General features: G+C 67.4%; 21 protein-coding genes. 11 read left to right on the top strand and 10 right to left on the bottom strand.

What is annotated here, in order from left to right:
- The first annotated feature begins 44 nt into the window (after nucleotides 1-44).
- Nucleotides 45-359: a hypothetical protein gene (locus C8D03_RS05970; RefSeq protein WP_108045443.1), complete on the top strand. Its 315-nt coding sequence runs from the start codon at nucleotides 45-47 to the stop codon at nucleotides 357-359.
- 566 nt (nucleotides 360-925) lie between these two features.
- Here C8D03_RS05970 and uvrB read toward each other — a convergent pair.
- Nucleotides 926-3,616: an excinuclease ABC subunit UvrB gene (uvrB, locus tag C8D03_RS05975; RefSeq protein WP_108045444.1), complete on the bottom strand. Its 2,691-nt coding sequence runs from the start codon at nucleotides 3,614-3,616 to the stop codon at nucleotides 926-928.
- A 142-nt stretch (nucleotides 3,617-3,758) separates the two neighbouring features.
- Here uvrB and C8D03_RS05980 point away from each other — a divergent pair, with 142 nt between their 5' ends.
- Nucleotides 3,759-7,184, top strand: coding sequence for a class I SAM-dependent DNA methyltransferase (locus C8D03_RS05980; RefSeq protein ID WP_108045445.1), 3,426 nt, complete (start codon nucleotides 3,759-3,761; stop codon nucleotides 7,182-7,184).
- Nucleotides 7,185-7,199: 15 nt separating this feature from the next.
- Here the strand turns inward: C8D03_RS05980 and C8D03_RS05985 are convergent, their stop codons facing one another.
- Nucleotides 7,200-7,421, bottom strand: coding sequence for a hypervirulence associated TUDOR domain-containing protein (locus tag C8D03_RS05985; protein WP_108045446.1), 222 nt, complete (start codon nucleotides 7,419-7,421; stop codon nucleotides 7,200-7,202).
- 162 nt (nucleotides 7,422-7,583) lie between these two features.
- Here C8D03_RS05985 and C8D03_RS05990 point away from each other — a divergent pair, with 162 nt between their 5' ends.
- The gene (locus tag C8D03_RS05990; RefSeq protein WP_108045447.1) at nucleotides 7,584-8,033 is read left to right on the top strand and encodes a tetratricopeptide repeat protein; all 450 of its coding nucleotides are present in this window, start codon (nucleotides 7,584-7,586) and stop codon (nucleotides 8,031-8,033) included.
- Nucleotides 8,034-8,108: 75 nt separating this feature from the next.
- On the opposite strand, the gene C8D03_RS05995 is transcribed toward C8D03_RS05990, so the two are convergent.
- Nucleotides 8,109-9,323: a TIGR03862 family flavoprotein gene (locus tag C8D03_RS05995; RefSeq protein WP_108045448.1), complete on the bottom strand. Its 1,215-nt coding sequence runs from the start codon at nucleotides 9,321-9,323 to the stop codon at nucleotides 8,109-8,111.
- Nucleotides 9,324-9,521: 198 nt separating this feature from the next.
- Here C8D03_RS05995 and C8D03_RS06000 point away from each other — a divergent pair, with 198 nt between their 5' ends.
- A complete protein-coding gene (locus C8D03_RS06000; protein ID WP_181300711.1) occupies nucleotides 9,522-9,842 on the top strand; it encodes a YnfA family protein in 321 nt (106 codons plus the stop codon).
- 137 nt (nucleotides 9,843-9,979) lie between these two features.
- Here the strand turns inward: C8D03_RS06000 and phoB are convergent, their stop codons facing one another.
- The 7 genes from phoB to C8D03_RS06035 form a co-directional block, all read right to left on the bottom strand.
- A complete protein-coding gene (gene phoB / locus C8D03_RS06005; RefSeq protein ID WP_108045450.1) occupies nucleotides 9,980-10,678 on the bottom strand; it encodes a phosphate regulon transcriptional regulator PhoB in 699 nt (232 codons plus the stop codon).
- 158 nt (nucleotides 10,679-10,836) lie between these two features.
- The gene (phoU, locus tag C8D03_RS06010; protein WP_108045451.1) at nucleotides 10,837-11,556 is read right to left on the bottom strand and encodes a phosphate signaling complex protein PhoU; all 720 of its coding nucleotides are present in this window, start codon (nucleotides 11,554-11,556) and stop codon (nucleotides 10,837-10,839) included.
- A gap of 31 nt (nucleotides 11,557-11,587) precedes the next feature.
- Nucleotides 11,588-12,388 carry a phosphate ABC transporter ATP-binding protein PstB gene (gene pstB, locus C8D03_RS06015; protein ID WP_108045452.1) on the bottom strand — a complete coding sequence of 267 codons (801 nt, stop codon included), beginning with the start codon at nucleotides 12,386-12,388 and terminating at the stop codon, nucleotides 11,588-11,590.
- A 47-nt stretch (nucleotides 12,389-12,435) separates the two neighbouring features.
- On the bottom strand, nucleotides 12,436-13,326 hold the full coding sequence (pstA, locus tag C8D03_RS06020) for a phosphate ABC transporter permease PstA (protein ID WP_108045453.1): 891 nt from the start codon (nucleotides 13,324-13,326) through the stop codon (nucleotides 12,436-12,438).
- Nucleotides 13,327-13,341: 15 nt separating this feature from the next.
- Nucleotides 13,342-14,313, bottom strand: a complete 972-nt coding sequence (pstC, locus tag C8D03_RS06025) for a phosphate ABC transporter permease subunit PstC (RefSeq protein ID WP_108045454.1) — start codon at nucleotides 14,311-14,313, stop codon at nucleotides 13,342-13,344.
- 170 nt (nucleotides 14,314-14,483) lie between these two features.
- Nucleotides 14,484-15,509, bottom strand: coding sequence for a phosphate ABC transporter substrate-binding protein PstS (gene pstS, locus C8D03_RS06030; RefSeq protein ID WP_108045455.1), 1,026 nt, complete (start codon nucleotides 15,507-15,509; stop codon nucleotides 14,484-14,486).
- 113 nt (nucleotides 15,510-15,622) lie between these two features.
- Nucleotides 15,623-16,714 (bottom strand): ATP-binding protein, encoded by a 1,092-nt coding sequence (locus C8D03_RS06035; RefSeq protein WP_248308366.1) that lies wholly within the window; start codon nucleotides 16,712-16,714, stop codon nucleotides 15,623-15,625.
- Nucleotides 16,715-16,921: 207 nt separating this feature from the next.
- Here C8D03_RS06035 and ppk2 point away from each other — a divergent pair, with 207 nt between their 5' ends.
- From ppk2 to C8D03_RS06070, 7 genes are all read left to right on the top strand, one after another.
- The gene (gene ppk2 / locus C8D03_RS06040) at nucleotides 16,922-17,878 is read left to right on the top strand and encodes a polyphosphate kinase 2 (protein WP_108045456.1); all 957 of its coding nucleotides are present in this window, start codon (nucleotides 16,922-16,924) and stop codon (nucleotides 17,876-17,878) included.
- Nucleotides 17,879-18,067: 189 nt separating this feature from the next.
- Nucleotides 18,068-18,817 (top strand): SDR family NAD(P)-dependent oxidoreductase, encoded by a 750-nt coding sequence (locus C8D03_RS06045; protein WP_108045457.1) that lies wholly within the window; start codon nucleotides 18,068-18,070, stop codon nucleotides 18,815-18,817.
- 14 nt (nucleotides 18,818-18,831) lie between these two features.
- Complete coding sequence (locus C8D03_RS06050) at nucleotides 18,832-20,352, top strand: alkaline phosphatase family protein (RefSeq protein WP_108045458.1); 1,521 nt, start codon at nucleotides 18,832-18,834, stop codon at nucleotides 20,350-20,352.
- Between the two features lie 264 nt (nucleotides 20,353-20,616).
- Nucleotides 20,617-21,756, top strand: a complete 1,140-nt coding sequence (locus tag C8D03_RS06055) for an extracellular solute-binding protein (protein WP_108045459.1) — start codon at nucleotides 20,617-20,619, stop codon at nucleotides 21,754-21,756.
- Between the two features lie 218 nt (nucleotides 21,757-21,974).
- On the top strand, nucleotides 21,975-23,069 hold the full coding sequence (locus tag C8D03_RS06060; protein ID WP_108045460.1) for an ABC transporter ATP-binding protein: 1,095 nt from the start codon (nucleotides 21,975-21,977) through the stop codon (nucleotides 23,067-23,069).
- Nucleotides 23,070-23,073: 4 nt separating this feature from the next.
- A complete protein-coding gene (locus C8D03_RS06065) occupies nucleotides 23,074-24,003 on the top strand; it encodes an ABC transporter permease (protein WP_108045461.1) in 930 nt (309 codons plus the stop codon).
- A gap of 36 nt (nucleotides 24,004-24,039) precedes the next feature.
- Entirely contained in the window at nucleotides 24,040-25,179 is a 1,140-nt protein-coding gene (locus C8D03_RS06070; RefSeq protein ID WP_108045462.1) for an ABC transporter permease, read from the top strand.
- Nucleotides 25,180-25,184: the final 5 nt, after the last annotated feature.

The raw sequence follows: 25,184 nt of genomic DNA on the forward strand, positions 1-25,184 counted from the left end.
GATGCGGTCCAATGAGGCCATCGAGTCACCAAGGGAGAGCATTCATGCGCACCATTCTGATCGCCGCGGCGATGGCGCTGGGGGCAGCCGCGACGCCGGCCCTCGCGGGCGAGAGCCTTGCAGGCGAGGCTTTTGCCGGAACGCGCGCACTCGACCAGGTCGAGGCGAGCTATGTCCGCCACAACCGCGAGCACCGCATGTGGGAGATCCAGCGGACCCAGGAGATGCAGCAACGGCGTGGCTACGGTTATCGCGACCGCGGCTACGATCGTGGTTATGACCGCGGCTACGGCCCGCCGCCCCATGCCCGCGCCTATGGCCGCCGCGACCGCGAGGGCTATTACGACAACCGCTGGTGAGCGGGGCTTGCGACACGAGGCCCGGCCGCAAGGCCGGGCCTTTTTTGTTGGCCGCGAGCCTCTTCCCTTCTCCCCTCGCGGGAGAAGGTGCCCCCGGCAGGGGCGGATGAGGGGGCGCCGTGCGTTATCCGGTTGGCGTCGTGTTCGGCGGAAGGCTCACAGCGCCCCCTCATCCGTCAGCGCTGACGCGCTGCCACCTTCTCCCGCGAGGGGAGAAGGGTTCTCGCGCCCTCCAGATCAGCGCAGGAACCGCGCGGCAGAACCCTCTCCTGTAAAGAGAGGGCAGGGTGAGGTGTCGGCCGTTCTCCGGATCGAGCAAGCGCTCGCCGCCGCATGCTGTAGGCCCGGCGTTTCGCTGGTCGAGGGGCCGACACCTCATCCCTGCCCTTCTCCTTACAGGAGAAGGGTTCCCCGCGCCTTTCGCCACAGCCGCGACGCCTCACTTCCCTTCGCCCGAACCGTCATGCTCGCCCCTGTGGCGAGCATCCACGTCTTGGTCATAGGGTTCGACGACGCCAGACGTGGATGGTCGGTACAAGCCCGACCATGACGGCAGGGGCAGCGCCTTATCTCCGGCCCCGCCGCTTCGCCATCCCCTCCCCGGCCCCCTTCGGCCGCGACTCGGGCCTTGGCCCCATCTCGTCCAGCGTCGGCTTTTTCGGGCGCGCCACCGGCTTGCCCTCGCCGCCGCCCCAGTTGTGCGGGCCCATATCCGCATCGGTCGGCTTGCGCGCCCGCGTCGGCAGGTTGGCGCTGGCCCCATACGACCGCTCGCCCTTGTAGCGCCCCGCCGAAGCCTCGATGTCGCCCTGGCGCGCCAGCGGGTCGTCGCTGATCGCCAGCTCCGTCGCCTGCAGGCGCTTGATCTCGTCGCGCAGGCGGGCGGCGGTTTCGAATTCGAGGTCGGCGGCGGCCTCCCGCATGCGCTTTTCGAGATCGGCCAAAGCCGCCTTGAAGTTGTGCCCGGCAATGGGCGTGCCCATGCCGGCATCGACCGTGACGTGGTCGCGCTCATAGACCGAGCCGAGGATGTCGCCGATGGCGCGCTTGATCGTCTGCGGCGTGATGCCGTGTTCGAGGTTGTAGGCCTCCTGCTTCTCGCGGCGGCGGCTGGTCTCGGCGATGGCGCGTTCCATCGAGCCGGTGATGTGGTCGGCATAGAGGATGACGCGGCCGTCGACATTGCGCGCGGCGCGGCCGATGGTCTGGATCAATGAGGTCTCGGAGCGCAGGAAGCCCTCCTTGTCGGCGTCGAGAATGGCGACGAAGCCGCATTCGGGGATGTCGAGGCCCTCGCGCAGCAGGTTGATGCCGACCAGCACGTCGAAGGCGCCCAGCCGGAGATCGCGCAGGATCTCGATGCGCTCGATCGTGTCGATGTCCGAGTGCATGTAGCGGACGCGGACGCCGTTCTCGTGCAGATATTCGGTCAGGTCCTCGGCCATGCGCTTGGTCAGCACGGTGACGAGGGTGCGATAGCCTTGCTCGGTGACCTCCTTGATCTCGTCGAGCAGGTCCGCGACCTGGTGCTTGGCCGGCCTGATCTCGACCGGCGGGTCGATCAGCCCGGTCGGGCGGATGACCTGCTCGGTGAAGACGCCGCCGGTCTGCTCCATTTCCCATGAACCCGGCGTCGCCGAGACATGCACCGACTGGGGCCGCATCGCGTCCCATTCCTCGAAGCGCAGCGGCCGGTTGTCCATGCAGGAGGGCAGCCGGAAGCCGTATTCGGCCAGCGTCGCCTTGCGCCGAAAGTCGCCGCGATACATGCCGCCGATCTGCGGCACGGTGACATGGCTCTCGTCGGTGAAGACCAGCGCATTGTCGGGCAGGTATTCGAACAAGGTCGGCGGCGGCTCGCCCGGCTTGCGGCCGGTGAGATAGCGCGAATAGTTCTCGATGCCGTTGCAGGAGCCGGTCGACTCGATCATCTCGATGTCGAAGGTGCAGCGCTGGTCGAGCCGCTGCGCCTCGAGATAGCGACCGTCGCGGTTGAGCTCGTCGAGCCGGCCCTTCAGCTCCTGCTTGATCGACTTCACCGCCTGGGTCAGCGTCGGGCGCGGCGTGGTGTAGTGCGAATTGCCGTAGACCTTGACGAATTCGAGGTCGGCGGTCTTCTGCCCAGTCAGCGGGTCGAACTCCGAGATCTGCTCGATCTCGTCGCCGAACAGCCCGATGCGCCAGGCGCGGTCCTCATAGTGGGCCGGGAACAGCTCGATGACGTCGCCGCGCACCCGGAACGAGCCGCGCGTGAAATCATGCTGGGTGCGCTTGTATTGCAGCGCGACGAGATCGGCGATGAGCTGGCGCTGCTCGACGCGCTCGCCCAGCTTGATGCCGAAGGTCATCGCCGTATAGGTCTCGACCGAGCCGATGCCGTAGATGCAGGAGACCGAGGCGACGATGATGACGTCGTCGCGCTCGATCAGCGAGCGCGTGGCCGAGTGGCGCATCCGGTCGATCTGCTCGTTGATGGACGACTCCTTCTCGATGAAGGTGTCCGAGCGCGGCACATAGGCCTCGGGCTGGTAGTAATCGTAATAGGAGACGAAGTACTCGACCGCGTTGTCGGGGAAGAAACTCTTGAACTCGCCATAGAGCTGCGCCGCGAGCGTCTTGTTCGGCGCCAGGATCAGCGCCGGGCGCTGCGTCTTCTCGATCACCTGCGCCATGGTGAAGGTCTTGCCCGAGCCGGTGACGCCGAGCAGCACCTGATCGCGCTCCTGCCGGCCAATGCCCTCGACGAGCTCGGCAATGGCGGCGGGCTGATCGCCGGCCGGCTCGTATTCCGAGTTCATCCGGAAGCGGATGCCGCCTTCCGACTTGTCGGGGCGCGGCGGCCGATGCGGCGTCCAGGGCCGGCCGGGCTCGATGAAGGGGCTTCCCGTTTCCAGCAAGTGCTGCAGCGAGGTCGCGGTCGCGGCAGCCGCACCCTCGGCGCCGATGAAGGCGGAATCGGCCTTCTTGCCGAGCTTCTTCGTCGGCTTGTCGGCGCCCGGCCGCGCGCCGGGCTTCGCCTCGTAGCCCGTTTCGTAACCCGCCTGGGGCTGGTCGCTGAAGCCCGACGCGCCGCCGGGCACCGCATTGCCGCGGTTGATCGCCGGGTTAAGCAGATCGGCGAGATAACCCTCCAGCGGCTTCAGCTCAGGCTTGGTCGCCTTGGAATTGGGCGTGCGGGCGCTGGACGGCTTCTTGGCCGCCTTCGCCTTGGCGCGATCGGCGGTCTCGGACGCGGTGCTCTGAGGCTTCTTGGGCATGCCCGCAATATGGGCCTGAACCCGTTGCGATGCGAGAGGGCGAGGCGCATGGCGGCGCGCATTGGTGACAGCAGTTGACAGGGTGGGGTTATGCACGCTTAGATTGCGTTAACATTTCTTAACAACCTGCGGGGCTACGACCATGCCGGGGGGCCAGGTCGAGGCAGGCGACCCATCCGTCGCCGGCTTCATTGCGCGCTGGAGCGCGTCCGAGGGCGCCGAGCGCGCCGCCTATGCCCAGTTCCTCAACGAGTTCTGCGAGCTGATCGGCGTCGGCAAGCCGCAGCCGCCGACCAGCGATCCCGAGGCGGTGAGCTACCGCTTCGAATATCCGGTCCGCTTCCCGGACATGGCCGCAGCCGGCTCGCATGGCCGCATCGACCTCTACAAGCGCGGCGCCTTCGTCCTGGAAGCCAAGCAGAGCCGGCTGAAGGGCGGCCGCAAGGAAATCATGCCCGCGCAGGGACAACTGCTGCTCGACGAACGCGCTTCCGCCGGCCCGCGCGGGCAGCGCGGTGCAGACCGGGCCTGGGACGTGATGATGCTCAATGCGCGCCGGCAGGCGGAGGATTACGCCAGGGCGCTGCCGGCGAGCCATGGCTGGCCGCCCTTCATCATCCTCTGCGATGTCGGGCACTGCTTCGAATTCTATGCGGATTTCACCGGTCAGGGGAAGAACTACGTCCAGTTCCCCGACCGTCAGACCTTCCGCGTGCATCTGGAGGCGCTGCGGGTACCGGAGATTCGCGAACGCATCGCCCGGATCTGGACCGAGCCGCAGAGTCTCGACCCGTCGCGCCACGCGGCGCAGGTGACCCGCGCCATCGCGGAGCGGCTCGCAGCCGTGTCGAGGGCACTCGAGCGCCAGCACGATCCGGAGGAGGTCGCGCTCTTCCTGATGCGCTGCCTGTTCACGATGTTCGCCGAGGATGTCGGGCTGATCCGCAAGGACGCCTTCAAGGCGCTGCTGCGCGAGTGCCGCGACGATCCGGCCTCCTTCCTGCCGCTGGTCTCCGAACTCTGGCAGGCGATGGACAAGGGCGCGTATTCGACCTCGGTGCGCGAGCGGATGAAGCGCTTCAACGGCAAGCTCTACGAGGATGCGAAGGTCTATCCGCTCGGGCGCGAGGAGATCGGCGAGCTGCTCGCCGCGGCCGAGCATGACTGGCGGGAGGTCGAGCCCGCCATCTTCGGCACCCTGCTGGAACAGGCGCTCGATCCGAAGGAGCGGGCCCGGCTCGGCGCGCATTACACGCCGCGCTCCTATGTCGAGCGGCTGGTGGTCGAGACCGTGATCGGCCCGTTGCGGGAGGATTGGCGCGCCGTGCTGGGCGCCGCGCAGCAACTGCGCGACACGGGCGAGGCCAGGAAGGCGCTGGCGCTGGTCGAAGGCTTCCATGCCGGCCTGTGCCGCACACGCGTGCTCGACCCGGCCTGCGGGACCGGGAATTTCCTGCATGTCGCGCAGGAATTGATGAAGAAGCTGGAAGGCGAGGTGCTCGAGGCGGCGGGCGAGCTCGGCAGCGCGGAACGCCTCGGGGGCTTCGCCGAGCATTCGGTCGGCCCGCACCAGTTCCTCGGCATGGAGACCAATCGCAGGGCCGTCGCCATCGCCGATCTGGTGCTCTGGATCGGCCATCTGCAATGGCATTTCCGGACCCGCGGCTACGCGCCGCGCGAGCCAATCCTCGAAAAGCTCGACCATATCTACAAGCGCGACGCGGTGCTGACCTGGGATGGCTGGCCGATCCCGCAATGGCGCGACGGCGGCGAGGCGCTGCCCAATCCGCGCCGGCCGGAGTGGCCCGAGGCCGAGTTCATCGTCGGCAACCCGCCCTTCATCGGCGGCAAGGACCTGCGCGCGAGGCTCGGCAACGTCTACGCGCAGGCGCTTTGGGCCGCGCATCCGCAGATGAACGAGAGTGCCGATCTGGTGATGTACTGGTGGGACCGTGCGGCGGAGCTGCTGACGCGGCCCGGCACGAAGCTGCGCCGCTTCGGTTTCGTCACGACCAACTCGATCACGCAGCTCTTCCAGCGCCGCACGGTCGAGCGGCATCTCGGCGCCCGCAAGCCGATTTCGCTGCTGCTGGCGATCCCCGACCATCCCTGGGCCAAGACCGGCCGGGATTCGGCCGCCGTCCGCATCGCCATGACCGTCGCGGCGGCCGGCACGCATGAAGGCAAGCGCTGCGAGGTCTTGGCGGAAGCCGGCCTCGACAGCGACCAGCCGCAGATCGAGCTGTCGGAGACGCGCGGGCGGATCAATGCGGGGCTGACGGTCGGAACGGATGTCACCCAAACGGGAAATCTCAGGGCCAATGAGGGGCTGAGTTCAAGAGGCGTACCGCTTCACGGCGCCGGCTTTCTGGTCCGGCAACAGGATGCCGCTCTGCTGGGGTTGGGTCGGAGACCCGGCCTTGAAGCCCATCTCCGGCACTATCGCAACGGGCGCGACCTGACAGCGAGATCGCGCGACCTGCTGGCCATCGACCTCGACGGACTGACGGCGGAGACCGTCCGCGACATGTTTCCGGAAATCTATCAGCATCTTGCCCTACGTGTGAAACCCGAGCGCGACCGGAACAACGAACCTTATCGGCGCGAACATTGGTGGCTCTTCGGCCGTCGCAACACGGACATGCGCGGCTTCACCGCCCACCTCCAGCGCTACATTGCCACCGTAGAAACGGCCAAGCACCGCGTCTTCCAGTTCCTCGACGCGTCGATCCTGCCCGACAACATGCTGGTCGCGGTCGGCCTTTCGGACGCGTTCCATCTCGGCGTGCTGTCCTCGCGCTTTCACGCCGTCTGGGCCCTGCGCGCCGGCGGCTGGCTCGGTGTCGGCAACGATCCCCGCTACTCGAAATCGCGCTGCTTCGACCCCTTCCCGTTTCCCGATGCGTCCGAACTGCAGAAGGAAGCGATCCGCCGTCCGGCCGAGGCGCTCGACGGGCTGCGCAAGCGGGTTCTGGCCGAGCATCCCGATCTGACGCTGACGAAGCTCTACAATGTCCGCGAGGCGATCCTCGCCTCGCGCGCACTGACGCCGGCGGAGGAAGGCATCCGCGATCGCGGGCTGGTGCTGATCCTGAACGAGCATCATGCCGCGATCGATGCCGCCGTCGCGGTCGCCTATGGCTGGCCTGCCGCGCTTGCGGAGGACGATATCCTCGCCCACCTCGTCGCGCTCAACCGGGATCGCATCGTCGAGGAGGCGCGCGGCGAGGTTCGCTGGCTCCGGCCGGACTACCAGCGCCCGCGCTTCGCCCGCGACGGCCGCGGTGGCGAGCAGATCGAAGCCGGCGAACTGGTGGCCCTGGCTCCGGCGGCAATCGCGAAGACGCGCTTTCCGGGCGAGCCGGTGGAACGCGTCGCGGCAGTTCTGGCCGCTTTGGCCGCCGCCCCCGCTCCGCTCGACGCGACGGCGATCGCGCTGCGCTTCAGGCAGGGCCGCAAGGTCGAGCGAGCGATCCGCGACATCCTGATCTCGCTCGTCCGGGTGGGCGAGATCGCCACGGCGGATGGCGGCCGAAGCTTCGCCAGGCGTGTCACGGCCACCGGGTGACGCACCCCGGAGCCATCACCCGTCCACGTCCAACTCGCTATGCGATTTCAGCGCGTAGCCGCCGCGCGGCTGCGTCACCAGATAAGCGGGGTTTTCGGGCGAGGCATTGCGGCGAACCTCCGTGCCCTTGATGCTGCGCGTGACCGGCGCGGTGAAGACCTGCTCGACGCGCCCACGCGCGACATGCGCGCCCCAGCGCCAGGTTACATCGGTTCCGGGCTCGAGCGGTTTGGCCATAGGGCACCTCCAGCGTTGCGATATCGGTCAAACGCAGCAAGCCGGGCGGCGGATCATCCACAGCTGGTACCGTCGCGAAACCGTGACGCCGGCATGGTGTCATCGGCTCTGGTAGCAAGCTGCCCGGCATGCTGTCATCGCTTCGCGCTTTGGGAGGTGACGATGGCGGTCTGGCGGTCTGTTCTGGTGCTGCTTGCGGGATTGACCATGGCCGCCCATGCCTTCGCCGTCGGGCCGGATTACACCGTGCTCGACGAGGACGCCGACTACCGCCAGGCCCGGCGCTGGATCGAGGAAAAGAACTACGCTCCGGCAATCGAGAAGCTGATGGTGCTGCTGATCACCAAGCCGGATTCGCCGGTGCTGCTGAACTGGATCGCCTTCTCGCACCGCAAGCTGAAGAACTACCCGGTTTCGAAGCAGTATTACGACGCCGCGCTGCGCTACGATCCGACCTTCATGCCGGCGCTCGAATATCAGGGCGAGTGGTTCATCGAGACCGGCGACATGGCCTCCGCCAAGGCCAATCTGGCCAGGCTCACGCAGCTTTGCGGCCGCTGTCATGAATGGCAGGATCTCAACCAGGCGATTGAGAAGGCGGAAGGTCGGTAAGGGGCAGCGTCATTCTCGGGAAGAGCCAAGCCCGGACCCGAGACCCCTGGCCGAACAGGACCGGGAGCCTCCGCGTCACTCCTTCCGCGTCCCCAGCCAGTGCTCCATCCCGGACGCCGCCGCGACGCCCGTGGAGAGGCAGGCCTGCAGCAGATAGCCGCCGGTCGGAGCCTCCCAATCCAGCATCTCGCCGGCGGCGAAGACGCCCGGCAGGCGCTTCAGCATGAAATGCGGGTCGATCCCGGCGGCCTCGATGCCGCCGGCGCTCGATATGGCGCGGGCTATCGGCATCGGGCCGAGCAGCCGCAATGGCGTCGCCTTGATCGCCGCCGCCAGCGCGGCCGGCGCTTCGTCCAGCCTGCCGCCGGCAGCGTCGCGCAGCACGGCGACGGCCGCCGCCGAGAGACCAGCCGCCTTGCGCAGATGGTTGCTCAGCGTCTCGCCCTTGCGGCGCTTAGCCAGCTTCTCCGTCAGCCGCGCGAGGTCGAGATCGGGACGGAGATCAATCGCGATCGCAGCAGAGCCGTCGCGGTCGATCGCCCCGCGCAGCGGTCCAGACAGGGCATAGATCGCGCCGCCCTCGATGCCATGGGGATCCAGCATCGCCTCACCCGCAACCTCGCGGCCGGCGAAGCGGATGACGATGCGCTTCAGCGGCGCGCCGGCGAAACGCTCGCGCAGCGTTGCAGACCAGTCGACCGCGAAGCCGCCATTCGCCGGCCGCAGCGGTGCGATGGCGACGCCTTTCTCCGCCAGCAGCGGAACCCAGCCGCCATCGGAGCCCAGCCGCGGCCAGCTTGCCCCGCCGAGCGCAAGCAGCGTCGCATCGGGTGTGGCGGTGAAGGCACCGTCGCGCCCCTCGAAGCTCAGGGCGCCGTCCTGCGCCCAGCCGGTCCAGCGTCGCCCGGCCTCGAGCCGGACGCCGAGCCCGTCCAGCCGCCGGAGCCAGGCCCGCAGCAGCGGCGAGGCCTTCATCGCCCTGGGGAAGACGCGACCGCTCGAGCCGACGAAGCTCTCCGCGCCGAGCCCGTCGGCCCAATCGCGCAGCGCCTGCGGCGGGAAGGTGCGAATCGCCGGTTCGAGCCAGTCGCGTGCCGCGCCGTAGCGACCGAGAAAGGCGTCGAGCGGCTCGGAATGAGTCAGGTTCAGCCCGCCCCGCCCGGCGAGCAGGAATTTCCGGGCGGGCGAGGCCATCCGCTCGTGGAGGGTGACGCGGTGGCCCGCCTGCGCGAGCCGCTCCGCCGCGATCAGCCCGGCCGGGCCTGCGCCGATGATGGCGATGTCAGACATGCGATTGACCCATCGAGATCGCGCATCGTCCCGGATGACAGCGGCAAGGCCCTGGCATGCCAGCGCGTTTCCGGGCAAGCGTCAGGAATGGATCCCGGCTCTGCGCTGCGCTTCGGCCGGGATGACCGCGCGGTTCAACAAAACTGCGTCATGGCTTAGACCTGCCGCACCCTGCCGGGAAGAACAATCGGAGCCATCATGCCGACCATGGCCGCCTATCTTGGCGCCGCCGTCTTCGAGATCGCCGGCTGCTTCGCATTCTGGGGCTGGATGCGGCTGGGCAAGCCGGTCTGGTGGCTGCTGCCAGGGCTGGCCTGCCTCGCGCTCTTCGCCTGGCTGCTGACGCTGGTCGAGAGCGATGCGGCGGGGCGCGCCTTCGCGGCCTATGGCGGGGTCTATATCGCCGCGTCGCTCGCCTGGCTCTGGGCGGTGGAGGGTTTCCGGCCCGATCGCTGGGACATTGCGGGCGGGCTGGTCTGCCTCGCCGGCGCAGCGATCATCATCGCAGCGCCGCGGTGAACGAGCGTCCTTCCCGGGCGAAGCGCAGACCCGAGAATTTTCGCGGAGCGAGGCTTGTGGGAGAGAGGCTTGTGGGAGAGAGAGGCTTGGGGGAGAGATGCTCGGGGCAGGCCCGGGCATGACGGAAAAGGCCGCGTTCAGGCCCGCGCAAAGGTCTCGTCGAAGGCGTAGCCGGCGCCCCGCACCGTGCGCAGCGGGTCCTTGGCATCGCCCGGCGTGATCGCCTTGCGCAGGCGACCGACATGGACGTCGACGGTGCGCTCGTCGATATAGACGTCGCGGCCCCAGACGGCGTCGAGCAGCTGGGCGCGGGAATAGACCCGGCCCGGCGCCTGCATCAGGAATTCGAGCAAACGGAACTCGGTCGGCCCGAGATGCAGCTCCTGGCCCGAACGGCGGACACGGCGCGTCGTCCGGTCCAGTTCGAGATCGCCCGCCGTCAGCAGCCCGGCGACATGGCCGGGCTTGGCCCGGCGCAGCAGCGCCTGGATGCGCGCGATCAGCTCCGGCAGCGAGAACGGCTTGACGACATAGTCGTCGGCGCCGGTGGCGAGGCCGCGCACGCGCTCGGTCTCCTCGCCGCGCGCGGTCAGCATGATGATCGGCACCCGCTCGGTGTCACGCCGCGCCCGCAGACGCCGGCAGAGCTCGATGCCGGACAGACCGGGCAGCATCCAGTCGAGCAGCACCAGATCGGGCGTGTTGTCACGCAGGTGCAACTCGGCGTCGTCGCCGCGCGCAACGCTGTCGACCTCGAAGCCCTCGGCCTCGAGATTATAGCGCAGCAGCAGGGTCAGCGGCTCCTCGTCCTCGACGATCAGGATGCGGGCGGGCATGGCGCGGTTCCATTTCGGTCTCTGGGCCGATGCACACCGTCATGCCCGCCCTCGTGGCGAGCAGCCACATCTTGAACACCGCATTCGAGCAGCGAAGACATGGATGGTCGGGACAAGCCCGACCATGACGCGGGAGACCTCAGCGCAGTCAAATTATCTCAGTTTCCCGTCACCGCCTCGACGCTGATGTCGGTGGTGTCGAGCTTGGGTCGGTTCAGGTCGAGCGACTCGCCAGTGACGAGATAATGGATCGTCTCGGCGATGTTGGTGGTGTGGTCGCCGATGCGCTCGACATTCTTGGCGCAGAACAGCAGATGCGTGCAGAAGGTGATGTTGCGCGGGTCTTCCATCATATAGGTCAGGAGTTCGCGGAACAGCGAGGTGTAGAGCGCGTCGATCTCGCCATCGCGATGCCAGACCTCGAGCGCCTTCTGCTCGTTGTTGGCCGCATAGGCGTCGAGCACGTCCTTGAGCTGGGCCTGGACGAGCCGGCTCATATGCTCCAGCCCGACCACGGCGCGGTGCGGCGGCGAAAACTGGCCGGAGATCGCGACGGCCCGCTTGGCGATGTTCTTGGCGAGGTCGCCGACGCGCTCGATGTCCGCGGCGATGCGGATCGCCGAGATCAGCTCGCGCAGGTCGTTGGCGAGAGGCTGGCGCCGCGCGATGGTCAGCACGGCGCGTTCCTCGACATCGCGCTGCAGGTTGTCGAGGCGCTGGTCGGCCGAGATCACCTTCTGGGCGAGCGTGGTGTCGCGGCGGACGAGCGCCACGGTGGAGTCGCCGAGCATGCGCTCGGACATGCCACCCATCTCGGCAAGGCTGCGGCGCAAGCCCTCGAGCTCGGCATCGTAGGAACGGACGATATGTTCGGTCATCGACGTTTTATCCCTGTGCAGCGCGTGCGGTTCAGCCGAAGCGGCCGGTGACGTAGTCCTGCGTCTGCTTCTTGTTCGGGTTCATGAAGATCGTGTTGGTCGGCGCGAACTCGATGACCTCGCCCAGATACATGAAGGCGGTGTACTGCGAGATACGCGCCGCCTGCTGCATGTTGTGGGTCACGATCACGATGGTGAAGTCGCTCTTGAGCTGCTCCAGCAGGTCCTCGATCTTGCCGGTCGAGATCGGGTCGAGCGCCGAGGTCGGCTCGTCGAACAGGATCACTTCCGGCTTCTGCGCGATGGTGCGGGCGATGCACAGGCGCTGCTGCTGGCCGCCCGAGAGGCCCATGCCGGAGGTCTTGAGCTTGTCCTTGACCTCGTCCCACAAGGCCGAGCGGCGCAGCGCGCCTTCGACGCGGTCGTCGAGTTCCGACTTCGGCGGCTTCTCGTAGAGGCGGATGCCGAACGCGACGTTGTCGTAGATCGACATCGGGAACGGCGTCGGCTTCTGGAAGACCATGCCGATGCGCGAGCGCAGCTCGTTCACGTCGATGTCGTTGGAGATGACATTGCGGCCGTCGAGCATGATCTCGCCGGTGGCGCGCTGTTCGGGATAAAGCGAGTAAATCCGGTTGAAGATGCGCAGCAGGGTCGACTTGCCGCAGCCCGACGGGCCGATCAGCGCCGTGACGTGCCGGTCCCGGAAATCGAGATTGATGTTCTTCAGCGCCTTGTGCTCGCCATAGTAGAAATCGAGGTTCTTGACCGCGATCCGCACGGGGGCGTCGGCATCGAGCGTTTGGGGGCTTAGTTCCAGCGTCGAAAGCATCGACTTTTTCCTTCAGATCGAACGCGACGAGGGTTCAGTTTCACTGCTCACTTGGAACCGCGCACAATGCGGCGGGCAACAATTGAGAGCAGCAGGATCGACATGGTGATGATCAGAGAGCCGGCCCAGGCGAGCTGCTGCCAGTTCTCGTAAGGCGCCGAGGCGAACTGGTAGATCGTCACCGGCAGGTTGGAGACGCCGCCCGAAAGGGTGGGCGAGAACCAGAAATTATTGTTCAGCGCGGTGAAGATCAGCGGCGCCGTCTCACCGGCGATGCGGGCCAGCGCCAGCAGAATGCCGGTGACCATGCCCGACTTCGCCGCCCGCCAGGTGATCGCGGTGATGACGACGGAAGGCGGCGCACCGAGAGCGGCGCCAGCCTCGCGCAGCGGGCCGGGCACGAGACGCAGCATGTCCTCGGTGGTGCGCACGATGACCGGGATGGCGATGATGCCGAGTGCGACGCCGCCGGCCCAGCCGGAATAGCCGCGGAACGGCTCGACCATGATGACGTAGACGAACAGGCCGATCAGGATCGACGGCGCCGAGAGCAGGATGTCGTTGATGAAGCGGATCAGGTTCGCGAGCTTGGATTTCTTGCCGTATTCGGCAAGATAGGTGCCGGCCAGCACGCCGACCGGCGTCGCCACGGCGATGCCGAGGAAGGTCAGCACGATCGAGCCGACGATGGCGTTGGCGAGACCGCCGCCTTCCGAGCCCGGCCCCGGCGTGATCTGGGTGAAGGTCGCGACGGAGAGCCCGCCGAGACCCTTCACGATCAGCATGCCGAGGATCCAGAACAGCACGAAGATCGCGAGGAAGGTGAAGCCGGCGGCCGTGACCTTCATCAGGCGGTCGGCATTGCGGCGCGACTGACGCACGCGGCCCCAGGTCGCAGGGGGCAGTGCGCGGACGGTGGAGGGGGTCGTCAGGCTCATGATCCGCTTGCCTTATCAGTAGCTCTTGACGCGCGAGACGAGGATGCGCGCGATGATGAGGACGACGAAGGTGACGAAGAACAGGATGCAGCCGAGCGCGATCAGCGCGTTCAACTGCAACCCCATGGCCTCGTTGAACTCGTTGGCGATGCGCGACGCGATGGTCGAGCCCGGATCCATGATCGAGGCCGAGAGCCGGTTGGCGTTGCCGACGACGAAGGTCACCGCCATCGTCTCGCCGAGCGCCCGGCCGAGGCCCAGCATGATCGCGCCGATGATCGAGACGCCGGCCTGCGGCACCAGCACATGGCGTACGACCTCCCAGGTCGTCGCGCCGATGCCGTAGGCGCTCTCGCGCAGCACGGAGGGAATCTGCTCCAGCATGTCGCGGGTGATCGAGGCGATGAAGGGGATGATCATGAAGGCCAGGATGAAGCCGGCCGTCAGGATGCCCAGCCCCGAGGGCGAGCGCGAATACAAGACCGTGCCGACGATCGGGATGCCCTCGACGATGTTCGAGAGGGGGATCTGCACATAGGCGGCAAACAGCGGCACGAAGACGAACAGGCCCCACATGCCGTAGATGATCGAGGGCACGGCGGCGAGAAGCTCGATGGCGGTCGAGACCGGCTGCTTGAACCAGGGCGGCGCCAGCTGGGTGAGATAGACCGCGATGCCGAGCGAGAGCGGCACCCCGATGACGAGCGCGATCAGCGCGGTCGACAGCGTGCCGACGATCGCCGGCCAGGCGCCATACTGCTCGTTCTGCGTGTCCCAGACGCTGGAGGTGATGAAGCCGAGGCCGAATTCGCGGAAAGCCGGCCAGCCGCCGATAACCATCGACAGCATGATGCCGGCGAGCAGCACCAGCACGAGCAGCGCCGCCAGGAGACTGGCATTGCGGAAGACGACGTCGAATGTGCCCTTGGGAGTCTTGCGAATGACGGGGGCGGCAGGCCCGGTCATCGTGTCGGTCACGGCAGCCATCCGTGGGTACTCCGGTCGCGAAAGCAGGGATACGGGAAAGCAGAAAGCACGGTCAAAGAACCTGTGTCGAACCCTCAGCCCTGATCCCGAGGAGCGCGCTTCGCGGGATCAGGGCTGAGGGGAACTGGCGAGGCAGGGGAAACCCCGCCTCGCCAGGGACGTCGTGGCAATCAGAAGATCGGCTTGCCGGCCGGGTCGGTCACGCCCTTCCAGGCGTTGCGGACCTGATCCTTGACGTTGGCCGGGAGCGGCACGTAGTCGAGGTCGAGGGCGAGCTGGTCGCCGCTCTTGTAGGCCCAGTCGACGAATTTCAGCGCAGCCTGAACCTCTTCCGGCTTCTCCGGCTTGGCGTGGACCAGCAGGAAGGTGGCGGAGGTGATCGGCCAGGCCTGGGCACCCTTCTGGTTGTTGAGCGAGATGCCGAAGCCGGGAGCCTCGTTCCAGTTGGCGTTGGCGGCGGCGGCCTGGAATGCCTTGTCATCCGGAGCCGGGAAGTTGCCGTCGGCGTTCTTGACGAGGGCATGGGCCAGCTTGTTCTGCTTGGCATAGGCATACTCGACATAGCCGATTGAGTTGGCGACCTGCTTCACCGAAGCCGACACGCCTTCATTGCCCTTGCCGCCGATGCCGACCGGCCACTGCACGGCCGTGTTGGTGCCGATCTTCGTCTTCCATTCCGGCGAAACCTTGGAGAGGTAGTCGGTGAAGACGAAGGTCGTGCCCGATCCGTCCGAACGGTAGACGGGGTTGATGTTGGCGTCGGGCAGGGTCACGCCGGCATTGATCGCCGTGATCTTCGGGTCGTTCCACTTCTTGATGGTGCCCAGATAGATCTCGGCGATGATGTCGCCCGAGAGCTTGAGCTGGCCCGGCGCGACGCCGGCGATGTTCACGGCCGGGACCACGCCGCCCATCACGGTCGGGAACTGGATCAGGCCGTCCTTGGTCAGGTCCTCGCCCTTGAGCGGGGCGTCGGTGGCGCCGAACGCGACCGTCTTGGCCTTGATCTGGCGGATGCCGCCACCCGAACCGATCGACTGGTAGTTGAGACCGATATTGGTCTCCTTCTTATAGGCCTCGGCCCACTTGGCATAAATCGGGAAGGGGAAGGTGGCGCCGGCGCCGGTGATGTCGGCAGCCTGGGCCACGCCGGACAGACCGATCGTGGCGGCCGCGAGAATGAGAATTTTGCGCATGAGATGTCCTCTCTGGATCGCACGTTTAGCGAGCCGTTCAGAACACCTTCTGCATGACAGCTTCATGACACATCGTCACGCACTCTGTCATAAAGCTTTCATTAAGGCTTTCGTCACGGCTTTCTTGGCGGCGCTCCGAAGCGCGGCAGCACGGCCCGGAAAGTCGCCCCCTGCCCGAGCGCGCTCTCGATCGTCAGCCGGCCGCGATGACGCAGGACGATGTGCTTGACGATCGCCAGCCCCAGCCCGGTGCCACCCGCCTCGCGGCTTGCCGCCGTATCGACGCGGTAGAAGCGCTCGGTCAGACGCGGCAGATGCTCGGGCGCGATGCCCGGCCCGTCGTCGCGGACGCCGACGCTGGCCTCGAGCGGGCCATCCTCGACATCGATCACGACCTCGCCGCCGCGCTTGCCGTATTTGATCGCGTTCTCGACCAGATTCTCCATCAGCCGCAGCAATTCGTCGCGGTCGCCGGCGACTCTGACCGGCTCGGGCGGCGCGCGCAGCGTCAACGTGACCTCGCGCTCGCGCGCCATCAGCGTCAGCGAATCGACGATCTCGCGCGAGATGCCTGCCAGATCCACGGGGGTCTCGGGGGCCAGGTGGGCGCGCAATTCGATGCGCGACAGCGAGAGCAGATCGTCGACGAGCCGCGCCATGCGCAGGCCCTGCTCGCGCATGATCGCGAGGAAGCGGTCGCGCGCGCCGGCATCGTTGCGCGCCGGGCCCTGCAGCGTCTCGACGAAGCCGAGCAGCGAGGCCAGCGGCGTGCGCAGCTCATGGCTGGCATTGGCGACGAAATCGACGCGCATCCGCTCGGTGACGCGCTGTTCGCTCAGATCCTCGAAGGTCAGCACCACGGGTAGCCGCCAGCCAATGCCGGCCAGCGCCGCGATATGGATGCGGAAGGTGCGTTCGACGGGCACGCGCTCGATCAGTTCGATGACCTGCCGGCCACCCTGGCGGGCGACGCCGTCGATCGCCTCGATCAGATCGGGATCGCGCATGACGAGCGTCAGCGGCTGCCCGGTCTCCAGCGCCGGCATCAGCGCGCGCATGGCCGGGCTCAGCACCTGCGCCACCCCCTGCCCGTCGAGCAGGACGACGGCCGAGCCCATCGCCTCGATCAGCGCATGCGTCGCGGCGGCGTTGGGATCGACGGCATCGGGCATCGCTGGCGCCACCTTGACCTGCTCTGCCGTCACGATCCTCTTGGCACGATCCTGTCGCGGGACAGGGCGAGACCGGGGACGCGGCAGGCCGCCTTCCTGATCGGATCGGTTGCTTCCGTCAATTCCCTTCCGCGCGACGCGCCGCCGGATTCCCGAAGTCCGAGGCATTGCCGACGTGAAAACGGGTTCCCACTTTTTCACCCAATGCTCTAGCGTGGCATCCGATACAGGAACGATGCCATGGCTAAGACCTCCTCCGGCAAGAAGCCGAAGCATACCCGGGCCGCCGGGCGCGCGGTGAAGGACACCCTGCCCGTCGCGCCCGACGACCCGAGGCCGACCCGCACGGAACGCAAGATCTTCGACATCGAGGCCGCCTCGCTGCCCGAGCCGATCGTCGCCGCCGCCTTCCGCAGCGGCGGCTTTCCGTTCTCGAGACGGATGAAGCGCAAACCTTACGAGCGCGAGCTCGCGCCGCTGCAGATCGAGTTGCAGAAGCTGCTGCGCTGGACGCGCGAGACCGGCGAACGCATCGTCGTCGTCTTCGAGGGACGTGACGGCTCCGGCAAGGGCGGCACCATCGCCCGCTTCACACAGCACCTGAATCCGCGACAGGCCCGGGTCGTGGCGCTGCCGAAACCCTCCGACACAGAAAAGGGCCAATGGTATTTCCAGCGCTATGCGGCGGAACTGCCCACGGCCGGTCAGATCGCCTTCTTCGACCGCTCCTGGTACAACCGGGCTGGCGTCGAGCGCGTGATGGAATTCTGCACGCCCGAGCAGTCGGACGCGTTCCTGCGCGAGGCACCGGCCTTCGAGGGCATGCTGGTGCGCGACGGCATCCGGCTGATCAAGATCCTGATCGATGTCGGGCGCGAGATGCAGATGACGCGATTGCATGCGCGTTGGCACGACCCGCTCAAGCGCTGGAAGCTCTCGCCGATCGATTTCCAGGCGATCCCTCGCTTCGACGGTTATTCGCAGGCATTCGGCGAAATGCTGGAGCGCACCACGACGGACTGGGCGCCCTGGCATGTCGTGCGCGGCAACGACAAGCTGCGCGCGCGGCTCAACGCCATCCGCCACGTCCTCCTCTGCGTCCCCTATGAGGGTCGGAACGAGGCGGCGATCGGCGAACTCGACCGCAAGGTCGTGGTCAGCGCCGAGGATTATCTCCGCAAGGATAGCGAGAGCTGAGCACCGATCCGACCCGCCCCTCAACCGTCGTCCCGGGCGGCCGCAGGTCGTCCCGGGATCCATCGGAGGGCTCCGGAGCCTTGCGATGGACCCCGGAGCGGCGCGGCTTGTCCGGGATGACGATGCGGTTCCGGCCGCATTGATCCCGTTTTCGAATCCACCGCCACAGACCAACGACGAGGCACCACGATGAGCAAGACCATCCTGATTTCGGGCGCGACCGCCGGCTTCGGCGCCGCCACCGCGCGGCGCTTCATCGCGGCCGGCTGGCAGGTGATCGGGACCGGGCGGCGCACCGACCGGCTCGACGCGCTGAAGGCGGAACTCGGCGAGCGCTTCCACGGCGCAGCCTTCGACATCACCGACGAGGCGGCGATGTCCACGGTGCTGGCCGCCCTGCCCGAGCCTTTCAAGGCGATCGACGTACTGCTCAACAATGCCGGCCTTGCGCTCGGCACCAAACCGGCACCGCAGACCTCGCTCTCCGACTGGAAGACGATGATCGGCACCAACGTCACCGGGCTCGTGACGCTGACGCACCAGCTCCTGCCGGGGCTGATCGCGCGGCGTGGCGTGATCGTCAACATCGCCTCGGTGGCGTCGAACTGGCCTTACTCCGGCGGCAACGTCTATGGCGGCACCAAGGCCTTCGTGCGCCAGTTCTCGCTGGGCCTGCGCTCCGATCTGCACGGCAAGGGCGTCCGCGTCACCTCGATCGAGCCCGGCCTCTGCGAGAGCGAATTCACCCTCGTCCGCAATGGCGGCGACAAGGCGGCCTATGACGCGCTCTATGGCGGGGCCGACCCGCTGCAGCCGCAGGACATCGCCGAGACGGTTTTCTGGGTCGCGACGCAGCCGGCGCATGTCAACATCAACAGCCTGGAGATCATGCCGGTGAGCCAGTCTTTCGCCGGCTTCCAGATCCACCGCAACGCTTGACGCGCCGGGCCGTCATGAAGCCCAACATCCTGCTCGTGACGGCCGACCAGTGGCGCGGTGACTGTCTCTCGGCGCTGGCGCATGCATGCGTCAGGACGCCGAATCTCGACGCGCTGGCAGCGGAGGGCACGCTCTTCGCCCGCCATTATGCCGGGGCGGCGCCGTGCTCGCCGGCACGCGCCAGCCTCTATACCGGGCTCTACCCGATGAACCACCGGGTCTGCCAGAACGGCTCGCCGCTGGATGCCCGCTTCGACACCCTGGCGCGGCTCGGCCGCCGCGCCGGCTACGACCCGACCCTGTTCGGCTATACCGACACCGCGCCCGACCCGCGCGGCATGGCGCCGGGCGATCCGCATCTCACCAGCTATGAGGGCGTGCTACCGGGCTTCAGCGTCCGCCGGCTGCTGCCCGAGCATGAACGGCCCTGGCTGTCCTGGCTGCGCGAGCGCGGCCATGCCGATGCCACCGACCGCTCGGTTCACCGCGCGCGGGGACAGGTAGCCGAGATCGGCAACGGCCCGCCGGCCTATGGCCATGACGAGACCCAGACCGCCTTCCTGACCGACGAATTCCTGCGCTGGCATGGCGAGCAGGACGAAGCCTGGTTCGCGCATCTCTCCTTCCTGCGCCCGCACCCGCCCTTCGTCGTGCCCGGGCCCTACAACGCGATGTTCTCTCCGGAAGACGGACCCGCTTTCCTCGGTGCGGGCGACCGTGCGACGGAACGCGCCCTGCATCCCTATCTGGCCTGGCAGATGGCCGGGCAGACGAAGGGCAGCTTCGTGCAGGATGCCGACGGCCGCGTCGAGGATTGGGACCGGGCCGACTTCGCCGCCCTGCGCGCCGTCTATTACGGCATGATCGCCGAGGTGGACGCGCAGATCGGCCGCATCTGCCAGACCCTGCGCCAGCGCGGCGACTGGGAGAACACGCTTGTCGTGTTCTGCTCCGACCATGGCGAGATGGCCGGCGACCATTGGCTGCTGGGCAAGGGCGGCTTCTTCGAGGCGAGCTATCATATCCCGCTGATCATCCGCGATCCGGCAAGCGCCGCCGAGGGCGGCCGGCAAGTCTTTGCCTTCACCTCCGCCGCCGACATCCTGCCGACGCTCGCCGCGCGCCTCGGCATCGCGCCCGGGAACCATCAGGACGGCGCGTCGCTGTTGCCTTTCCTGAACGGCGCGGTGCCGGCCGGCTGGCGCGACGCCGCCTTCTGGGAGTTCGACTTCCGCGACATCGCGCAGGGCCGAGCCGAGGCCCATTTCGGGCTGGCGTCCAACGCCTGCAATCTCGCCGTGATCCGCGACGAGGCGTGGAAATACGTGCATTTCGCCGGGCTGCCGCCGCTGCTCTTCGACCTCGCCAACGACCCCGGCGAGACGCGCAACCTCGCCGGCGACCCGGCCCATGCCGGCATCAGGCTGGCCTATGCCGAGACGCTGCTGTCGCTGCGGGCGCGCCATCTCGACCAGACGCTGGCCTATACGCATCTCGGCGAGAGCGGGCCGGTGACGCGCCGGCCGGGTGCATAGACCCGGCCAGCCTTCTCGGAAACGCACCGCCGGGTCCTTCCATGGCCCGGCTAAAGGCCTCACCCGATGGCGGCCTGTCCGGCCGCGAAGCACAACCCTGTCCACCAGATGCCAGACCACGCCCGGCCGCGCCGGACGTGGCGCCGATCTTGCTTGGTTCCCGGACAGACCAATGGCGGCCCGACAAGGCCGCACCGGGCATCCGCCCGGCCACGATACCGAGGCCTTTCGACCAAGAAGCCAGCAAAACAACAGGGGATCACGATGTTCAAGACGCAGAGCAGGGGAACCGTCGGCCGCCGTGACTTTCTGAAGCTTGCCGCCGCCGCCGGAGCGGGCGTCGCGATGCCCGCGATCATCAGCAGCAGTGCGCTCGCCTCGTCCGGCGAGATCAACATCATGATGTGGTCGGACTATCTGCCCGAGAGCTTCGTCAAGGCGTTCACCGCGAAGACCGGGATCAAGGTCAACTTCACCGGCATCGGCTCCAACGACGACATCCTCAACAAGATGAAGGCCAGCAATGGCCAGGGCTTCGACATCGTGACGCCGACGGTGAACCGCAGCCCGCTCTGGGCCGATCTCGGCCTGCTGCAACCCTTCGACATGAAGAAGGTCCCGATCGAGAAGGTGAACCCGGCGATGGCGCTGGGCGAGACGCACTGGAACTTCGGCAACAAGGGCGTGCACTGGCTGCCGCATATCTGGGGCACCGAGGGCGTCTCCTGGCGCACCGACAAGTTCACGCCGGCCGGTCCGGCGCCGAGCTATTACGACGTCTGGGACGACGCCAACGCCGGCAAGACGATGGGGCGCGGCCATTCGATGATGCTGGGGCTGGGGCTCGGCCTCGAGCGGCGCGGCGAGATGGCGCCGGGCTCGATCTGGGAGGCCTACAAGACGCCGGAAAAGATGACGGAGGTCTGGACCAAGCTGGCCGAGATCGCGATCAAGAAGAAGAAGAACATCAAGCTGATCTGGAACGATGCCGACGCCCAGAAGAACGGCCTGCTGAACGAGGGCGTCATCGTCGGCCAGACCTGGGACGGCCCGCCGATCGCGCTCAAGACCGCCGGTGAGCCGGTGATGTACCGCGCGCCGGTCGAGGGCGCGATGGCCTGGGTCGACGGGCTTTCGCTGCCGATCGGCGTCAAGAACGTCGACCAGGTCTATGCCTTCATCGCCGCGGCCTATGACGCTCAACTCGCCGGCGAGGCGATCAAGACGCATGGCTACAACTCGCCGGTCGTCGGCGCCGACAAGTTCGGCGGCGAGATCTACGCCAAGAACTTCGCCGACGCCTATCCGGGCGATGCGCTGGCCAAGCTCAACCCCTGGCCGGCCGAGGCGCCGTGGTACGCCGCCAAGCGCTCGGAGTTCGTGAACAAATTCATGAGCGCCTGAGCGAGACATCGGTCGACGCGCCTTCAACGACCGCCGCCGTCATCCCGGGCCAGCCGCGAAGCGGCGCCGCTCGGGGATCCATCGCAGAGCGCAGTTCCCTGCGATGGATCCCGGAGATCCGTTTCGCTGCGTCCGTGATGACGGCGCGGTGAACCGGAAGCGGTGCGCCAGGCAGACCGGCTCACCACCCCCAGACCCTGATCCGATCCAGGACCCGCATGACGAAGGACGTCGTCCTCGAACACGTTTCGATCCGCTTCGGCGGCTACACCGCCGTCGACAACGCGCATCTGACGATCGCGGGCGGCGCGTTCTTTTCCTTCCTAGGCCCGTCCGGCTGCGGCAAGACCACGCTGCTGCGCTGCATCTCGGGCTTCGTCTCGCCGACGCAGGGCCGCGTCCTGATCGGTGGCGAGGACATGCGCAATGTCGGGCCCAACAAGCGACCGACCGCGCTGATCTTCCAGAATCTCGCGCTCTTCCCGCTGCTGAGCGTCGCGGAGAACATCGCCTTCCCGCTCGAGGTCCGCGGCATCGGGCGAAAGGCCCGCCGCAAGCGCGCCGACGAACTGCTCGAGATGATCGCGCTGCCCGGCACCGGCGACAAGAAGGTGCACGAGCTCTCGGGCGGCCAGCGCCAGCGCGTCGCGATCGCGCGCGCCCTGGCGGCCGAGCCGGACATCCTCCTGCTCGACGAGCCGCTGTCGGCGCTCGACCTGAAGCTGCGCCAGCACATGCGCACGGAACTGCGCGCGATCCAGCAGCGCGTCGGGCTGACCTTCATCTACATCACCCATGACCAGGGCGAGGCCCTGACCATGTCCGACCAGGTCGCGGTGATGAATGCCGGCGTCGTCGAGCAGATCGACGATCCCGAGACGATCTACAACCGGCCGAAGACGCCCTTCGTCGCCGCCTTCGTCGGCGAGACCAACGCGATCCCCGGCATCGTGCTGTCGCAGACAGGCAAGCTGGCGACGCTCGACACCCCGCTCGGGCCGCTCACCGGCCAGGCGGCGGGCGGGCGCAGCTACCAGCCGAAGGAGCGCTGCACGCTGTTCGTCCGGCCGGAGCAGCTCGTCATCTCCGAGACAGCACCGGAAACGAACGCGATCAAGGCGAAGCGCGTCAGCGAGCAGTTCGAGGGCTCGGTCCGCACGCTCCATCTCCAGGCCGGCGGCGAGACGCTTCGCCTCTACCATATGAATGCCGCCGTCTCGGCTGCGCTCGCCTCCGGCGACGGCGCGGTCACGGTCTCGTTCCTGCCGGAACAGGCAACAATTCTGCCGACGGACCCGGCTCCGAGCGGCTGACGCGATGACAGGTCTCGCCCACTTCTTCCGCGACTTCAGCAGCCGGCACGGCACCGGCGCCGCGAGCTTCGTCGGCGCAGCCGTGCTGTTCTGGATCGTCTTCCTGATCCTGCTGCCGCAGCTCGCGATGCTGGACGTCTCCTTCCGCCACAACCTGCCGCGCCCCGAGATCGGCGGGCCCAAGGACGTCCACACGCTGGCGAATTACAGCTATTTCCTGTTCGGCGGCAGCGGCGGCGCCGCACTGAACACGCTCGACATCGGCGTGCTGGCGAAGACGCTGGTCGCAGCCGTGCTGGTGACGCTGCTCGACATCCTGCTGTGCTATCCGATCGCCTTCATCCTCGCGCATTCGGCCAGTGGCGCGGGCGCCAGGCTGATGGTGATCGGGCTGATCGTGCCCTTCTGGATCAACGACATCCTGCGCGCCTTCGCCTTCCGCATCCTGTTCGGCGCCACGGGCGTGATCAACGGCGTCGGGCTGGCGCTCGGGCTGTGGAGCGCGCCGATCGACTTCATCCGCGCCGATGTCGCGCTCTATGCCGGCCTCGCCTACACCTATGTCCTGCTGATGGTGTTCTCGATCTACAACGCCGTCGAGACGCTCGACCGCAACCAGATCGAGGCGGCGCGCGACATGGGCGCGAGCTGGTGGCGGGTGCACTGGCGCATCGTGCTGCCGGTGGCCAAGCCCGGCATCGCGTCCGGCGCCACCATGGTGTTCATGCTCACGGCCGGCGCGCTCGCCGCCCCGCAGATCCTCGGCGGGCCGTCGAATCTCTGGTTCACCCAGTTGATCTACCAGTGGTTCAACGATGCCGGCGACTGGCAGCGCGGCTCGGCCTACGCCACCATCCTGCTCGTCGTCTGCCTCGCCTTCGTCTTCCTGATGATGCGGATCTTCCGGGTCTCGATCGGAGCGATCGGGCGATGACGCGAGGTCTTCTGCGATGACGCGAGGTCTTCTGCAATGACGCGTCTTGGCGGCGGCCTCTTCGCATTCAGCTACACCCTGCTGTTCTTCCTGTTCCTGTTCGGGCCGCTGATCATCATGGTGATCACGGCGTTCAACTCCTCGGCCTTTCCGAGGGTGGTGCCGTGGGAGTGTTTCACCACCGACTGGTTTCGCGTGCTCGTCGGCAACGAGCGGCTGATGACCGGGCTGTGGACCAGCCTGGCGATCGGCATCGCCGTGGTCGCGATCGCGGTGCCCTTCGGGCTGGCCGGGGCGCTCGCGCTCGCCGATATCGGGCCGCGCCTGCGGGCCGGGCTCTATGCCGTGCTGATCACGCCGATCCTGATCCCGGGCGTCGTGCTCGGTATCTCGACGATCGTGTTCTGGAGCCTGATCGGGCGCGGGCTCGGCGCCGGCTACGACACCATCTTCTATAACGGCCTGTTCCTGACCCTGCTCGGGCAGGTCGCCTTCATCGCCTCCTACGCCATGCTGATCCTGAGCGCGCGGCTGCAGCGCTTCGACCCGACGCTGACCGAGGCCGCACTCGACCTCGGCGCGACGCCGGGCCAGGCCTTCCGCAAGATCCTGCTGCCCTTCCTCAAGCCGGCGCTGGGCTCGGCTGCCTTCATCACCTTCCTGGCCTCGTTCGAGAACTACAACACGACGGTCTTCACCATCCTCTCCGGCAACACCTTCACCACCGCGCTGGCCTCGAAGATCAGGCTCGGCACCGACCCGTCGCTGTCGGCGCTCGCCGTCATCATCATCGCGCTGACCCTGATCGGCGCGATGGTGCAGGAGGCGCATCACCGCAGACGGGACCTGCTGCGCAGCGGCAGGCCGGAGCGCTCGCGGCTCTACGCCAATCCGCTGACGCGGCTCCTGACCCATCCCGGCGCGGTGCTCGCAATCCTTGTCGCTGTCACCGGCGCGATCATCTGGCAGGCCGGCCACCATGATGCAGAGGCCTGCCGCACCGGCATCCTGATCGAAAAGCAGCGCGTGCAGGAAAGGCTGCTGCAGGAGCAGCAGGAGCGGATGCGCCAGCGCCAGAGCGAGACGCCGGCCGCGCCCGCGGCACCGGCCGCACCGCGCAACAACCCCTCGCCTTTCGGCGGCGCCTTCAATCCGAACGCGCTGGCGCCGAAGTAGGCGGC

The sequence above is a fragment of the Bosea sp. 124 genome (assembly GCF_003046175.1).
Lineage (GTDB): Bacteria > Pseudomonadota > Alphaproteobacteria > Rhizobiales > Beijerinckiaceae > Allobosea.